The sequence below is a fragment of the Methylobacillus glycogenes JCM 2850 genome (assembly GCF_000617925.1).
GTDB classification, from domain to species: domain Bacteria; phylum Pseudomonadota; class Gammaproteobacteria; order Burkholderiales; family Methylophilaceae; genus Methylobacillus; species Methylobacillus glycogenes.
On sequence record NZ_BAMT01000011.1, the window covers coordinates 1 to 13140 of the forward strand.

At 50.5% G+C, this 13140-nt stretch carries 24 protein-coding genes and 4 pseudogenes; all 28 read left to right on the forward strand.

Going from position 1 to position 13140, the window contains the following annotated elements; translation table 11 throughout:
* Positions 1-157 (forward strand): EF-Tu C-terminal domain-related protein (locus JCM2850_RS21110; protein WP_500778289.1); only part of this gene is annotated, 157 nt, incomplete at its 5' end.
* Positions 158-236: 79 nt separating this feature from the next.
* The gene (gene rpsJ / locus JCM2850_RS12860) at positions 237-545 is read left to right on the forward strand and encodes a 30S ribosomal protein S10 (RefSeq protein ID WP_011478646.1); all 309 of its coding nucleotides are present in this window, start codon (positions 237-239) and stop codon (positions 543-545) included.
* 97 nt (positions 546-642) lie between these two features.
* Complete coding sequence (gene rplC / locus JCM2850_RS12865) at positions 643-1287, forward strand: 50S ribosomal protein L3 (RefSeq protein ID WP_025872340.1); 645 nt, start codon at positions 643-645, stop codon at positions 1285-1287.
* Positions 1287-1913 (forward strand): 50S ribosomal protein L4, encoded by a 627-nt coding sequence (gene rplD / locus JCM2850_RS12870; protein WP_025872342.1) that lies wholly within the window; start codon positions 1287-1289, stop codon positions 1911-1913. Before rplC ends, rplD begins: the two co-directional genes overlap by 1 nt.
* On the forward strand, positions 1910-2218 hold the full coding sequence (rplW, locus tag JCM2850_RS12875; protein ID WP_025872344.1) for a 50S ribosomal protein L23: 309 nt from the start codon (positions 1910-1912) through the stop codon (positions 2216-2218). Before rplD ends, rplW begins: the two co-directional genes overlap by 4 nt.
* Positions 2219-2226: 8 nt before the next feature.
* Positions 2227-3059 (forward strand): annotated as a pseudogene (gene rplB, locus JCM2850_RS19235) (50S ribosomal protein L2).
* A gap of 5 nt (positions 3060-3064) precedes the next feature.
* Positions 3065-3340 (forward strand): 30S ribosomal protein S19, encoded by a 276-nt coding sequence (gene rpsS / locus JCM2850_RS12885; RefSeq protein WP_025872346.1) that lies wholly within the window; start codon positions 3065-3067, stop codon positions 3338-3340.
* Positions 3341-3349: 9 nt separating this feature from the next.
* Positions 3350-3679, forward strand: coding sequence for a 50S ribosomal protein L22 (gene rplV / locus JCM2850_RS12890; RefSeq protein ID WP_025872347.1), 330 nt, complete (start codon positions 3350-3352; stop codon positions 3677-3679).
* A gap of 10 nt (positions 3680-3689) precedes the next feature.
* Complete coding sequence (gene rpsC, locus JCM2850_RS19240; RefSeq protein ID WP_036266225.1) at positions 3690-4400, forward strand: 30S ribosomal protein S3; 711 nt, start codon at positions 3690-3692, stop codon at positions 4398-4400.
* Positions 4384-4800: a 50S ribosomal protein L16 gene (rplP, locus tag JCM2850_RS19245; protein WP_036266227.1), complete on the forward strand. Its 417-nt coding sequence runs from the start codon at positions 4384-4386 to the stop codon at positions 4798-4800. Before rpsC ends, rplP begins: the two co-directional genes overlap by 17 nt.
* A 2-nt stretch (positions 4801-4802) precedes the next feature.
* Positions 4803-5012 carry a 50S ribosomal protein L29 gene (rpmC, locus tag JCM2850_RS12905; RefSeq protein WP_025872349.1) on the forward strand — a complete coding sequence of 70 codons (210 nt, stop codon included), beginning with the start codon at positions 4803-4805 and terminating at the stop codon, positions 5010-5012.
* An 11-nt stretch (positions 5013-5023) separates the two neighbouring features.
* Positions 5024-5296 (forward strand): 30S ribosomal protein S17, encoded by a 273-nt coding sequence (gene rpsQ / locus JCM2850_RS12910; RefSeq protein ID WP_025872351.1) that lies wholly within the window; start codon positions 5024-5026, stop codon positions 5294-5296.
* A 162-nt stretch (positions 5297-5458) separates the two neighbouring features.
* Positions 5459-5827 (forward strand): 50S ribosomal protein L14, encoded by a 369-nt coding sequence (rplN, locus tag JCM2850_RS12915; RefSeq protein WP_025872353.1) that lies wholly within the window; start codon positions 5459-5461, stop codon positions 5825-5827.
* Positions 5828-5838: 11 nt separating this feature from the next.
* Entirely contained in the window at positions 5839-6156 is a 318-nt protein-coding gene (gene rplX, locus JCM2850_RS12920) for a 50S ribosomal protein L24 (protein ID WP_025872355.1), read from the forward strand.
* Between the two features lie 9 nt (positions 6157-6165).
* Positions 6166-6705, forward strand: coding sequence for a 50S ribosomal protein L5 (gene rplE / locus JCM2850_RS12925; protein ID WP_025872357.1), 540 nt, complete (start codon positions 6166-6168; stop codon positions 6703-6705).
* A gap of 2 nt (positions 6706-6707) precedes the next feature.
* Entirely contained in the window at positions 6708-7013 is a 306-nt protein-coding gene (gene rpsN / locus JCM2850_RS12930) for a 30S ribosomal protein S14 (protein ID WP_025872359.1), read from the forward strand.
* A gap of 15 nt (positions 7014-7028) precedes the next feature.
* Positions 7029-7424 carry a 30S ribosomal protein S8 gene (gene rpsH / locus JCM2850_RS12935; protein WP_025872361.1) on the forward strand — a complete coding sequence of 132 codons (396 nt, stop codon included), beginning with the start codon at positions 7029-7031 and terminating at the stop codon, positions 7422-7424.
* Between the two features lie 10 nt (positions 7425-7434).
* Positions 7435-7967: pseudogene (gene rplF, locus JCM2850_RS12940) on the forward strand (50S ribosomal protein L6).
* A gap of 9 nt (positions 7968-7976) precedes the next feature.
* Positions 7977-8330 (forward strand): 50S ribosomal protein L18, encoded by a 354-nt coding sequence (gene rplR, locus JCM2850_RS12945; protein WP_025872365.1) that lies wholly within the window; start codon positions 7977-7979, stop codon positions 8328-8330.
* Between the two features lie 15 nt (positions 8331-8345).
* Positions 8346-8854 (forward strand): annotated as a pseudogene (gene rpsE, locus JCM2850_RS12950) (30S ribosomal protein S5).
* Between the two features lie 2 nt (positions 8855-8856).
* Positions 8857-9054 (forward strand): 50S ribosomal protein L30, encoded by a 198-nt coding sequence (gene rpmD / locus JCM2850_RS12955; protein WP_025872369.1) that lies wholly within the window; start codon positions 8857-8859, stop codon positions 9052-9054.
* Positions 9054-9488: a 50S ribosomal protein L15 gene (gene rplO / locus JCM2850_RS12960; RefSeq protein ID WP_025872371.1), complete on the forward strand. Its 435-nt coding sequence runs from the start codon at positions 9054-9056 to the stop codon at positions 9486-9488. Before rpmD ends, rplO begins: the two co-directional genes overlap by 1 nt.
* A gap of 7 nt (positions 9489-9495) precedes the next feature.
* A complete protein-coding gene (secY, locus tag JCM2850_RS12965; RefSeq protein WP_025872372.1) occupies positions 9496-10818 on the forward strand; it encodes a preprotein translocase subunit SecY in 1323 nt (440 codons plus the stop codon).
* Between the two features lie 7 nt (positions 10819-10825).
* On the forward strand, positions 10826-11044 hold the full coding sequence (infA, locus tag JCM2850_RS12970; RefSeq protein WP_025872374.1) for a translation initiation factor IF-1: 219 nt from the start codon (positions 10826-10828) through the stop codon (positions 11042-11044).
* Positions 11045-11065: 21 nt separating this feature from the next.
* Positions 11066-11179: a 50S ribosomal protein L36 gene (rpmJ, locus tag JCM2850_RS21115; RefSeq protein WP_081620790.1), complete on the forward strand. Its 114-nt coding sequence runs from the start codon at positions 11066-11068 to the stop codon at positions 11177-11179.
* A gap of 123 nt (positions 11180-11302) precedes the next feature.
* A pseudogene (gene rpsM / locus JCM2850_RS12975) lies at positions 11303-11664 on the forward strand (30S ribosomal protein S13).
* A gap of 13 nt (positions 11665-11677) precedes the next feature.
* A complete protein-coding gene (gene rpsK, locus JCM2850_RS12980; protein WP_011478671.1) occupies positions 11678-12067 on the forward strand; it encodes a 30S ribosomal protein S11 in 390 nt (129 codons plus the stop codon).
* An 82-nt stretch (positions 12068-12149) separates the two neighbouring features.
* Positions 12150-13136, forward strand: coding sequence for a DNA-directed RNA polymerase subunit alpha (locus JCM2850_RS12985; RefSeq protein ID WP_025872382.1), 987 nt, complete (start codon positions 12150-12152; stop codon positions 13134-13136).
* The last annotated feature ends 4 nt before the right edge of the window (positions 13137-13140 follow it).

Genomic DNA, 13140 nt, shown 5'->3' on the forward strand with positions numbered 1-13140 from the left:
GCTGCCGGCTGGTACCGAAATGGTGATGCCAGGTGACAACGTCTCCATCACTGTTGCGCTGATTGCGCCAATCGCGATGGAAGAAGGTCTGCGTTTCGCGATTCGTGAAGGCGGCCGTACCGTTGGTGCTGGTGTTGTTGCTAAGATCATTGAGTAATTAAAAACCGTCAGCCCGCAGGCAGAAATGCTTGCGGGCTTTTCGCTCTTTGGAAGTATCGCTCTTTAAGGAAATTAACATGGCAGCACAAAAAATTCGTATCCGCCTCAAGGCTTTTGATTACCGTCTGATTGATCAATCCGCACTTGAGATTGTTGAAACTGCCAAGCGTACCGGTGCAGTTGTTAAGGGTCCAGTACCACTGCCAACACGTATCGAACGTTTTGATATTCTGCGTTCCCCACACGTTAACAAGACATCCCGCGATCAGTTCGAAATTCGTACTCATCAGCGTCTGATGGACATTGTTGACCCAACTGACAAGACAGTCGATGCATTGATGAAGCTGGATCTGCCAGCTGGTGTCGATGTAGAGATCAAGCTGTAACTTGTGTTTATGAAGTGGGTCGGATATAATCCGACCCTTTCGCGTACCGGGTCGGTCAATTGTAATCGGCCTTTTTAATTATTATAAGGAATCGATCATGAGCTTAGGGCTTATTGGTCGCAAGGTGGGCATGACCCGCATTTTTACCGAAGAAGGCGAAAGCATTCCGGTAACAGTGCTGGAAGTCGTACCTAACCGTGTGACACAGATCAAGACTGTCGCAAGTGATGGCTATACTGGCCTTCAAGTCGCTTACGGCGAACGTCGTGCAAGCCGTATCGGCAAGGCGCTGTCTGGGCATTATGCCAAGGCTGGCGTTGCTGCTGGTTCTGGTATCAAAGAATTCCCAGTTGCTGATGACGTGCTGGCCAACTACACCGTTGGTGGCAATGTCACTGTAGAACTTTTCCAAGCTGGTCAGCTGGTTGATGTAACCGGCACCTCTCTTGGTAAGGGTTTTGCTGGCGCTATCAAGCGTCACAACTTCTCCTCCAATCGTGCATCCCACGGTAACTCCAGGTCCCATAACGTTCCTGGTTCTATCGGTATGGCGCAGGATCCAGGTCGTGTATTCCCTGGTAAGCGTATGCCTGGTCATCTGGGTGCTGCGAAGACTACCGTGCAAAACCTTGAGGTTGTACGTGTAGATGCTGAGCGCAACCTGTTGTTGATTAAGGGTGCGATTCCTGGCTCTAAAGGCGGCGACGTTGTAGTCCGCCCTAGCGTGAAGGTGAAGGCATAATGGAAATCAAGTTAATCGACAAGAATGGCAAGCCTGCTAAGGCTGGCTTGGCTGTTTCCGAGGCTACTTTCGGCCGCGAATTCAACGAGGCACTGGTGCACCAAGTTGTGGTTGCTTACCAGGCTAATGCCCGTACAGCTACTCGTGCTCAACTGGGTCGTGGCAATGTTAGCCACACCACTCATAAGCCATGGAATCAAAAGGGCACCGGTCGTGCTCGTTCCGGTATGAGCTCCAGCCCTATCTGGCGTGGAGGCGGTCGTGCATTCCCTAATAGTCCTGATGAAAACTTCAGCCACAAGCTGAACCGTAAGGTTTACCGTGCTGGCGTGCGTTCCATTCTCTCTGAGTTGGTGCGTCAAGAGCGTCTTAGCGCAGTTGAAGAATTTGTTGTGGACAGCCCCAAGACTAAGCAATTGGTCGATAAGATCAAGAACCTCGGTTACAACGATGGTTTGCTGGTATTGGTGGACAAGTTCGATGAGAACCTCTACCTATCTGCTCGTAACCTGCCACACGTGCTGGTTATTGAAGCTCAGTATGTAGATCCTGTTAGTTTGGTGCGTTTCCCTAACGTGCTGGCAACCAAGGGTGCGGTTCAGAAACTTGAGGAGATGCTGGCATGAGTGCATTGAGTATTCAAGAGCGTTTGCTGCAAGTCATTCTTGCACCGCAAATCACAGAAAAAGCTACTCGCATTGCTGATAAGAATCAGCAAATCGCTTTCCGCGTACGCACTGATGCTACCAAGCCTGAAATCAAGGCTGCGGTTGAACTGGTGTTCAAGGTGGAAGTGGCAGCGGTTACCGTTGCTAATGTGGGTGGTAAGGTTAAGCGCGCTGGCCGTACTACTGGTCGCCGCAAGGACTGGAAGAAGGCTTATGTTAGCCTGAAGCCAGGTCAAGAAATCAACTTCGCAGCGGGCGAATAGGAGAAATCATGGCACTGATTAAAGTCAAGCCTACTTCCCCAGGCCGCGCGCCGTAGTCAAGGTGGTAACACCTGAGCTGCACAAGGGTAAGCCCTATGCGCCGCTGCTGGAGAAGCAGAACAAAAAAGCAGGTCGTAACAACAACGGCCACATCACAACCCGTCATCAGGGTGGTGGTCACAAGCAGCATTACCGTGTTGTTGACTTCCGTCGCAACAAGGATGGCATTGTCGCTAAGGTTGAGCGTCTGGAATACGATCCAAATCGTAGCGCCCACCTGGCTCTGCTTTGCTACGCTGATGGTGAGCGTCGTTACATCATTGCTCCACGTGGCATCCAAGCGGGTGCTCAGCTGGTAAGTGGTTCCGATGCGCCTATCCGTGCTGGTAACGCTCTGCCACTGCGCAACATCCCTGTTGGTAGCACCATACACTGCATCGAATTGCAACCTGGCAAGGGCGCTCAAATTGCTCGCTCTGCTGGTACTTCGGTACAGCTGCTGGCGCGTGAAGGTAGTTATGCTCAGCTGCGTCTGCGTTCCGGTGAAGTTCGCCGCGTACACGTAGATTGCAAGGCAACTATCGGTGAAGTTGGTAACGAAGAGCACTCCCTGCGTTCCATCGGTAAGGCTGGCGCGATGCGCTGGCGTGGTGTTCGTCCTACCGTTCGCGGTGTGGTGATGAACCCTGTCGATCACCCGCACGGTGGTGGTGAAGGTAAGACTGCTGCAGGTATGAACCCGGTCAGCCCATGGGGCTTGCCAACCAAGGGTTATCGTACGCGTAGCAACAAGCGTACTGACAACATGCGCGTCAGCCGTCGTCCTGCGAATAAGAGGTAATCAATATGGCACGTTCTATTAAAAAAGGTCCATTCATTGATGGCCATCTGGCAAAGAAAGTGGAAGCTGCTGCAGCTACCCGTGACAGAAAGCCAATTAAGACTTGGTCCCGTCGCTCCACCATTCTGCCTGATTTCATTGGGTTGACCATCGCGGTTCACAACGGCAGGCAGCATGTGCCGGTGTTGATTTCTGAAAACATGGTAGGTCACAAGCTCGGCGAATTTGCGCTGACCCGTACATTCAAGGGTCATGCTGCCGACAAGAAGGCCAAGAGGTAGGAGAAGACGATGGAAGTTTCCGCAATATTAAGAGGTGTTCATCTGTCCCCGCAAAAGGCTCGCTTGGTGGCTGACCTGATTCGTGGCAAGAAGGTCGACAATGCCTTGAACATCTTGGCTTTTACCCCAAAAAAGGGTGCCGAGATCATCAAGAAGGTAGTTGAGTCTGCCATTGCCAACGCCGAACACAATGAAGGCGCCGATATCGATGAGTTGAAGGTAACTTCGATCTATGTCGACAAGGGCTTGGTACTGAAGCGCATCCGTGCGCGTGCCAAGGGTCGCGCTGGACGGATTATCAAGCCAACTTGTCACATCACTGTGACAGTCGGTAACTAAAGGAATCGCTATGGGTCAGAAAATTCATCCGTTTGGTTTCCGTCTGAGTGTCCAGAAAAACTGGTCTTCTCGTTGGTATTCCAATAGCAAAAACTTCCCTGCGATGCTGAACAGCGACGTTAAGGTGCGCGACTTCTTGAAGAAGAAGCTCTCCCACGCAGCTGTGAGCAAGATCGTGATTGAGCGTCCTGCAAAGAACGCCAAGATCACCATCTACAGCGCTCGTCCAGGTATCGTCATTGGTAAGAAGGGTGAGGACATTGAGTCCTTGCGCTCTAGCCTGCAGGGTTTGATGGGTGTGCCTGTACACCTCAATATCGAAGAAGTGCGCAAGCCTGAAATCGATGCCACCCTGATTGCTGAAAGCATTGCTCAGCAGTTGGAAAAGCGTGTCATGTTCCGTCGTGCAATGAAGCGCGCGATGCAAAACGCGATGCGTCTGGGTGCTCAAGGCATCAAGATCATGAGCTCGGGTCGTCTGAATGGTATCGAAATCGCACGTACTGAATGGTACCGCGAAGGTCGTGTGCCACTTCATACACTGCGTGCTGATATCGATTACGGCGTGGCTGAAGCACAAACCACTTACGGCATCATCGGTATCAAGGTGTGGGTATTCAAGGGCGAAGTATTCGGCAACAAGCTGGATCAAGCCGCTCAACCTGCAGAGCCAGAAAAGAAAGTAAGAAAGTCGGGGGCAAAAAATGCTGCAACCAGCTAGACAGAAATTCCGCAAAATGCAGAAGGGCCGTAACAAAGGCATCGCTACCACCGGTAACAAGGTGAGCTTTGGTGAGTTCGGTCTGAAAGCGGTCGGTCGTGGTCGTTTGACTGCACGCCAAATTGAAGCAGCGCGTCGTGTGATGACACGTCATATCAAGCGTGGTGGCCGCGTATGGATTCGCATCTTCCCAGATCAGCCGATTTCTAAGAAGCCTGCTGAAGTACGTATGGGTAATGGTAAGGGTAGTACCGAGTACTACGTAGCCCAGATCCAACCTGGAAAGATGTTGTACGAAATGGACGGCGTTAGTGAAGAACTGGCGCGTGAAGCGTTCCGTCTGGCAGCGGCTAAGTTGCCAATCGAGACTACCTTCATTACACGTCATATTGGGAGCTAGTCATGAAAGCGTCCGAATTGAGGAACAAGACTGTTGATGAGTTGAATGGTGAGCTGATCGAATTGCGCCGCGCGCAATTCTCTCTGCGCATGCAATTGGCAACTCAACAGTTGAACAAGGTTGACCAGCTAGGTAAGGTGCGTCGCGATATCGCTCGCGTTCGCCTCGTGCTTGCTGAAAAAGCCAAATCGGCTAATGCAAGCCAAGCTTAAGCGGAGTCATTATGAGCGAAAATCAAACTGAAAAACTGGTTCGCACTTTAAGTGGCCGTGTAGTGAGTGACAAGATGGACAAGACTGTTACAGTTCTGGTCGAGCGCAAGGTGAAGCATCCCTTGATCGGCAAGGTTGTACGTCGCTCCAACAAGTTCCACGCACACGACGAAAACAATGAGTGCAAAGAAGGTGATCTGGTTGTAATCGAAGAAAGCCGTCCGCTTTCCAAGACCAAGACCTGGCGTGTTAGCAAGATTGTAGAAAAAGCACGTATTGTCTAATTAATATTGCCCTCCTACTTGCAAGAGTTTCGGAGGCAATATATAATGTCGGACTCTTTGGCGCCCAACAAGCTGGCGCCCCAATACTGACCGTAGTGTTGTCGGCCGTTTTTTGACAAGCGGCTGGTGTTGGTTTAACGGATTAAGTTGGAGATTATTCTCATGATTCAAATGCAGTCTCGGCTGGATGTTGCCGATAACACTGGTGCGCGCTCCGTAATGTGCATCAAGGTGTTGGGTGGTTCTAAGCGTCGTTATGCTGGTATTGGTGACATCATCAAGGTCAGTATCAAGGATGCAGCTCCACGCGGTCGCGTCAAAAAAGGCGAAGTTTATAGCGCGGTTGTTGTTCGCACAGCCAAGGGTGTTCGTCGTCCAGACGGTTCCCTGGTTAAGTTCGACAGCAATGCCGCAGTATTGTTGAACAACAAGCTGGAACCGATTGGTACCCGTATTTTTGGGCCGGTGACACGTGAGCTGCGTGGCGAGCGTTTCATGAAGATCGTTTCTCTGGCACCCGAAGTTCTGTAAGGAGTTGCTAGATGAGTAAGATTCGCAAGGGTGATGAAGTCATCCTGAATACAGGTAAAGACAAGGGTAAGCACGGTACTGTTCTGCGCGTGCTCGAGTCCGGCCAAGTACTGGTCGAAGGTATCAACATTGTGAAGAAGCATGCCAAGCCAAACCCAATGCGCGGTGTAACTGGCGGCATCATCAGCAAGGAGATGCCTGTTGACATCTCTAATGTTGCTTTATTTAACCGTGCCACCCAAAAGGGTGACCGCGTTGGCTACAAGACATTGGACGATGGTCGCAAGGTTCGTGTGTTCAAGTCCAGCGGCGAAGTTGTAGACGCATAAGGGTAGATCATGGCTCGTTTAAAAGATTTTTACAAAGACACCGTGGTTAAGCAGCTGACTGAACAGTTCGGCTACAAGTCTGTGATGGAAGTGCCTCGCATCGAAAAAATCAGCATCAATATGGGTGTTGGTGAGGCAGTTGCAGACAAGAAGATCATGGAAAATGCAGTAGGTGACCTCGAGAAGATCGCCGGTCAAAAGGCAGTTGTTACCAAGGCTAAGAAGTCCATCGCTGGCTTCAAGATCCGTGATGGCTACCCAGTAGGCTGCAAGGTAACTCTGCGTCGTGAACACATGTACGAATTCCTGGATCGCCTGATTACAGTTGCGATTCCACGTATTCGTGACTTCCGTGGTATTTCCGCTAAGTCCTTTGATGGTCGCGGAAACTACAACCTTGGTGTACGTGAGCAGATTATTTTCCCAGAAATTGAATACGACAAGATCGATGCGTTGCGCGGGATGAATATCACCATCACTACAACTGCAAAGACTGATGAAGAAGCGCGTGCGCTCCTTACTGCATTCAGTTTCCCATTTAGGAACTAATCATGGCAAAAACCTGCTTGATCGAACGCGAACAAAAGCGTCGCGACACAGTAAAGAAATACGCAGCTAAGCGTGCTGAGTTGACTGCGGTTGCTAACGATGTAAATGCATCTGTTGAAGACCGTCGTGCTGCTCGCAACAAGCTGCAAAGTCTGCCACGTAACTCCAGCCCAGTTCGTCTGCGCAATCGTTGTGCACTGACTGGTCGCCCACGTGGTGTATTTAGTAAATTCGGCATTGCGCGCAGCAAACTGCGCGAGTTGATGATGCGTGGCGAAGTGCCAGGTGTCACCAAGGCTAGCTGGTAACGGAGGAATTTAGTTATGAGTATGAGTGATCCGATTGCCGATATGCTGACCCGCATTCGCAATGCGCAAAGCACCAACAAGCCTGCAGTTTCTATGCCAGCATCCAAGGTTAAGCGTTCTATCGCTGTGGTACTGAAGGATGAAGGTTATATCGATGACTTCGCAGTGCAAGATGTTGACGGTAAGCCACAACTGAATATCAGCCTGAAGTACTACGCTGGTCGCCCTGTTATTGAGAAGATTGAGCGTGTGAGCCGTCCAGGCCTGCGTATCTATCGTGGCAACCAGGATATCCCTGTTGTGATGAATGGCTTGGGCGTGACCATAGTGTCCACCTCCAAGGGTGTAATGACTGATCGTAAAGCACGTGACGCCGGTATCGGTGGCGAAGTGCTGTGCGTAGTGGCTTAAGGAGAAAATAATGTCTCGTGTAGCTAAAAACCCAGTCGCTATTCCTGCCAAGGTAGAAGTCGTTCTCAGCGCAGCTAATATTGCTGTCAGCGGTCCTCTGGGCAAGCTTTCCCTGCCTTTGACTGGTGACGTTGCGCTTGAGCGTGATGGTGACAATATTACTTTCGCGGTTGCCCGTGATACTCAGCATGCTCGTGCCATGTCCGGCACCCTGCGCGCTTTGGTATTCAATATGGTAACCGGCGTGTCCACAGGCTTCACCCGTAAGCTCAACCTGGTTGGCGTGGGTTACAAGGCTCAGGCGCAGGTACTACCCTGAATCTGGACCTGGGTTTCTCTCATCCAGTTAACCACAAGATGCCAGAGGGTGTGACTGTTCAGACTCCGACTCCTACCGAGATCGTGCTGACAGGTCCAGACAAGCAAGTTGTGGGTCAGGTTGCCGCGCAGATTCGTGCGTATCGTTCGCCAGAGCCTTATAAGGGCAAGGGTGTACGTTACTCCGATGAAGTGGTGATTATCAAAGAAACCAAGAAGAAGTAAGGTTTAGCCATGAATAATGTAAATTCACGTCTGCGTCGTGCACGTAAAACCCGTGCCAAGATCGCCGAGTTGAAAGTCACCCGCTTGAGCGTGCACCGTAGCAACAATCACATCTACGCTCAGATCATTGCGGAAACTGGTGACACGGTCCTGGCAAGTGCTTCCACCCTTGAGGTTGAAGTGCGCAAGGAACTCCAGAATGGCGGCAATATTGCTGCTGCCGTAATTATCGGTAAGCGTATTGCGGAAAAGGCCAAGGCTGCAGGTATCACTACTGTTGCGTTTGATCGTTCTGGCTACAAATACCACGGTCGTATCAAGGCGCTGGCTGACGCTGCGCGTGAAAACGGCTTGTCCTTCTAAAGACTGAGGTTGATGATGGCAAAAGTTGAAATTGAACAGCAGCAGACCGACGGTCTGCGCGAGAAAATGATAGGCGTCAACCGCGTCACCAAAGTGGTGAAGGGTGGCCGTATCATGAGTTTTGCAGCACTGTCCGTAGTTGGTGATGGTGATGGTGGTGTAGGCATGGGCAAGGGCAAGGCGCGTGAAGTGCCTGTCGCAGTGCAAAAGGCCATGGACGAAGCACGTCGCGGTATGGTTAAGGTGAGCCTGAATAATGGCACCCTGTTCCACGCTGTAACTGGTGTTCACGCGCTGCCAAGGTGTTCATACAGCCAGCTTCCGAAGGTACCGGTATTATCGCCGGCGGCGCAATGCGCGCTATCTTCGAAGTGATGGGTGTGACTAACGTACTGGCGAAATGTATCGGTTCTACCAACCCTTACAACGTTGTACGTGCCACTCTGAACGGTCTGCAATCCATGAATACTCCTGCTGAAATTGCTGCTAAGCGTGGCAAGAGCATTGAAGAAATCAGAGGTTAATGATGGCTAAGGCTAAAAAAGCAACTGATCTGATCAAGGTTACCTTGGTTAAGAGCACCATCGGACGAATCCAGTCTCACCGTGCAAGCGTCGCAGGCCTGGGCTTGCGTCGCCTGAACCAGACTGTCGAAGTGCAAGACACTCCGGCAAATCGCGGCATGATCAATGCGGTGAGCTATCTGTTAAAGGTAGAAGCATAATGAAACTGAACACCATCAAGCCTGCAGAAGGCGCTAAGCACGCTAAACGTCGTGTTGGCCGTGGTATCGGCTCCGGCCTGGGCAAGACTGCTGGTCGCGGTCACAAGGGTCAAAAGTCCCGTACTGGTGGTTTCCACAAGGTTGGTTTCGAAGGCGGTCAAATGCCTTTGCAACGTCGTTTGCCTAAGCGTGGTTTCAATTCCTTGACTGCAGCTGATACCGCTCACGTTCGTACCAGCGAACTGGCTAAGGTTGAAGCCGAAGTGATTGATTTGCTGACCCTGAAGCAAGCAAACCTGATTTCCGGTACTGCTCGTTCCGTTAAAGTATTCTTGTCCGGTGATATCGGTCGCGCTGTGACTGTTCAAGGTCTGCTGTTGACCAAGGGCGCTCGTGCTGCTGTTGAAGCTGCTGGCGGCAAGATCGTAGAGTAATTGATTCGTGGCTAACGATAGTATTTTAGGTGCAGTAGGAAAAGCCAGCGAGTTGAAAAACCGCTTGCTTTTCGTATTGGGAGCCCTGATCGTTTTCCGCCTGGGTGCGCATATCCCAGTGCCAGGTATAGATCCAGACGTATTGGCTCGTTTGTTTGAGTCTCAAAGCAACGGCATCCTGGGCATGTTCAACATGTTCTCGGGTGGTGCGCTGGAGCGTTTTACTATCTTTGCGCTGGGTATCATGCCTTACATCTCAGCTTCCATCATCATGCAACTCCTGACCGTGGTTTCACCACAGATGGAGCAGCTGAAGAAGGAAGGTGAAGCTGGCCGCAGGACGATTACCAAGTACACACGTTATGGCACAGTATTTCTTGCCACTTTCCAGGCTCTTGGCATTGCCATTGCACTGGAAGGTCAATCTGGTCTGGTGCTAGACCCCGGTCTGATGTTCCGCTTTACCACGGTCATTACCCTGGTAGGTGGCACCATGTTCCTGATGTGGTTGGGTGAGCAGATTACAGAACGTGGCATAGGTAATGGTATTTCCATCATCATCTTTGCCGGTATTGTTGCTGGTCTGCCGCATGCAATCGGCGGTACTTTGGAATTGGCTACAACGGGTGCGTTCTCTGTGCCTTTGGTGTTGTTCCTGTTTGTTGCTGCGGTTCTGGTTACAGCGTTTGTTGTATTTGTAGAACGCGGCCAACGCAAGATCACAGTGAATTACGCCAAGCGTCAGGTCGGCCGTAAAGTATTTGGTGGTCAAACTAGCCATCTGCCATTGAAGTTGAATATGGCTGGTGTGATTCCTCCAATCTTTGCCTCGAGCATTATCTTGTTCCCGGCAACATTGGCAGGCTGGTTTGGTAGCCATGAAAGCATGACCTGGCTTAAGGATATTGGGAATACCCTGTCTCCTGGCCAACCGCTGTACATTATTTTCTTTGCAACAGCGATTATCTTCTTCTGTTTCTTCTATACGGCGTTGGTATTCAACCCCAAAGAAACAGCGGATAACCTGAAAAAGAGTGGTGCCTTCGTTCCTGGAATTCGTCCTGGTGAACAGACAGCTCGATATATAGATCGCATCATGGGTCGTCTGACTCTGGCTGGTGCCCTGTATATCACGGCTGTGTGCTTATTGCCTGAGTTCCTGATTCTGAAGTTCAACGTTCCGTTCTATTTTGGCGGAACCTCCTTGCTGATTATCGTGGTCGTGACCATGGACTTTATGGCTCAAGTGCAATCTCATTTGATGTCACATCAGTACGAAGGGCTGTTGAAGAAGGCCAATTTCAAGGGTGGTGCGGGTCTCCCGCGGTGATTGCAGTATGGCTAAGGAAGATCGCATTGAAATGCAAGGCGAGGTTCTTGAGAACCTTCCCAATGCAACATTCAGGGTCAAGCTGGAAAATGGTCATATAGTCCTTGGTTATATTTCCGGCAAGATGCGTATGCACTACATCCGCATCCTGCCAGGTGACAAAGTCACCGTGGAAATGACGCCATATGATTTGTCGCGTGCGCGGATTATTTTCCGCGCCAAGTAGATTTTAGCGAAGAGGTGAAAGATGAGAGTTCGTGCATCAGTAAAGACATTGTGCCGTAATTGCAAGGTGGTTCGCCGTCGTGGCGTGGTGCGTATTATCTGCACCGATCCGCGTCATAAGCAACGCCAGGGTTAATGCGGTAACGTGGTGATAAATGGGGCTGGTTTTTAATTATTTGTTAAAAATCAGCCAAGCTGTTAAAATTTTGGGCTTTTTTGGCGATTTGAAACGATGCGCCATTAATTTTGGAGTAGCTACATGGCTCGTATTGCAGGGGTGAACATCCCAAATCATAAACATACTGAAATCGCATTGACTTCGATTTACGGTGTGGGCCGTACTACGGCAAAACAAATTTGTCTGGCTGCAGGCGTTTCTGCGACAGCGAAGATCAAAGATCTGAACGACGCTGAAGTTGACAAGCTGCGTGATGAAGTCGGCAAGTTGCAAGTTGAAGGTGACCTTCGCCGCGAAGTAACCATGAACATCAAGCGTTTGATGGACCTGGGCTGCTATCGTGGTATCCGCCATCGTCGCGGCTTGCCTGTCCGTGGTCAACGTACAAAGACCAATGCGCGCACTCGCAAGGTCCAATCAAGCCTATCAAGGCATCCAAGTAAGGAATAGCAAATAATGGCTAAAGCTAACGTACGCGTACGCAAGAAAGTCAAAAAGAATATTGCCGAGGGCATCGCCCACGTGCACGCTTCTTTTAACAACACGATCATTACCATCACGGATCGCCAAGGGAATGCACTTTCCTGGGCAACTTCCGGCGGTGCTGGTTTCAAGGGTTCCCGTAAGAGTACTCCTTTCGCTGCCCAGGTTGCTGCTGAAGCTGCCGGCAAGGCTGCGCAAGAGTGCGGTGTTAAGAACCTTGAAGTTCGCATCAAGGGCCCAGGCCCAGGTCGTGAATCTGCTGTGCGTGCATTGAATGCAGTAGGTTTCAAGATCACCAGCATTTCTGACGTAACCCCTGTGCCACACAACGGTTGCCGTCCACCAAAGAAACGCCGTATCTAAACCGGATACATGGTCTCAGCCACGATAACCTGGTTGTCGTGGTTGATTTTATTTAAAGAAATCGAGGACCGTAAGGATAGCTATGCAAAACAGTCCGACTGAATATTTAAAGCCACGTGTTGTTGATGTTGAAGTGATCTCACCAGTGCGTGCACGTGTGACTCTGGAGCCCATGGAGCGTGGTTTTGGTTACACACTGGGCAACGCATTGCGTCGTGTACTGCTGTCTTCCATTCCTGGCTTTGCGATTACCGAAGTCAAGATTGATGGCGTTGTGCATGAATACTCAACACTGGATGGTGTGCAGGAAGACGTTGTAGATATCCTGCTGAACCTCAAGGGTGTTGCACTTAAGCTCAATAGCAAGAGTGAAACCACTTTAATCCTCAACAAGAGCGTTGAGGGTGTAGTGACTGCCGGTGATTTTGAAACTGGTCACGATGCTGAAATCGCTAACCCTGATCATGTGATTGCTCACCTGACCAAGGGCGGCAAGATCAATCTTGAAGTCAAGGTTGAAATGGGTCGTGGTTATCAGCCCGTACCTCAGCGCCAGAAGTCTGAAGATGAAGATCGTATCCTGGGCTTTATCCAGGTTGATGCTTCCTTCAGCCCAATCAGCAAGGTTAGTTACCACGTTGAGAGCGCTCGTGTTGAGCAGCGTACCGATCTGGACAAGCTGATCATGGACGTTGAGACCAATGGTGTGGTTGAGCCTGAGCAAGCTATCCGTGATGCAGCACGCATCCTGATGGGCCAGTTGTCCGTGTTTGCCGACTTGGAAGGCGCGCCTTCTGAAGTTGAAGTTAAGCATGCACCACAAGTTGATCCTATCTTGCTGCGTCCGGTGGATGATCTGGAACTGACAGTACGTTCGGCAAACTGCCTCAAGGCGGAAAACATTTATTACATTGGTGACCTGATTCAGCGTACTGAAAACGAGCTGTTGAAAGCACCAAATCTGGGCCGTAAATCTTTGAATGAGATTAATGATGTACTGGCCTCTAAGGGCCTGACATTAGGCATGAAACTGGAAAATTGGCCACCAGCGGGCCTGGAAAAGGTGTGAGGAA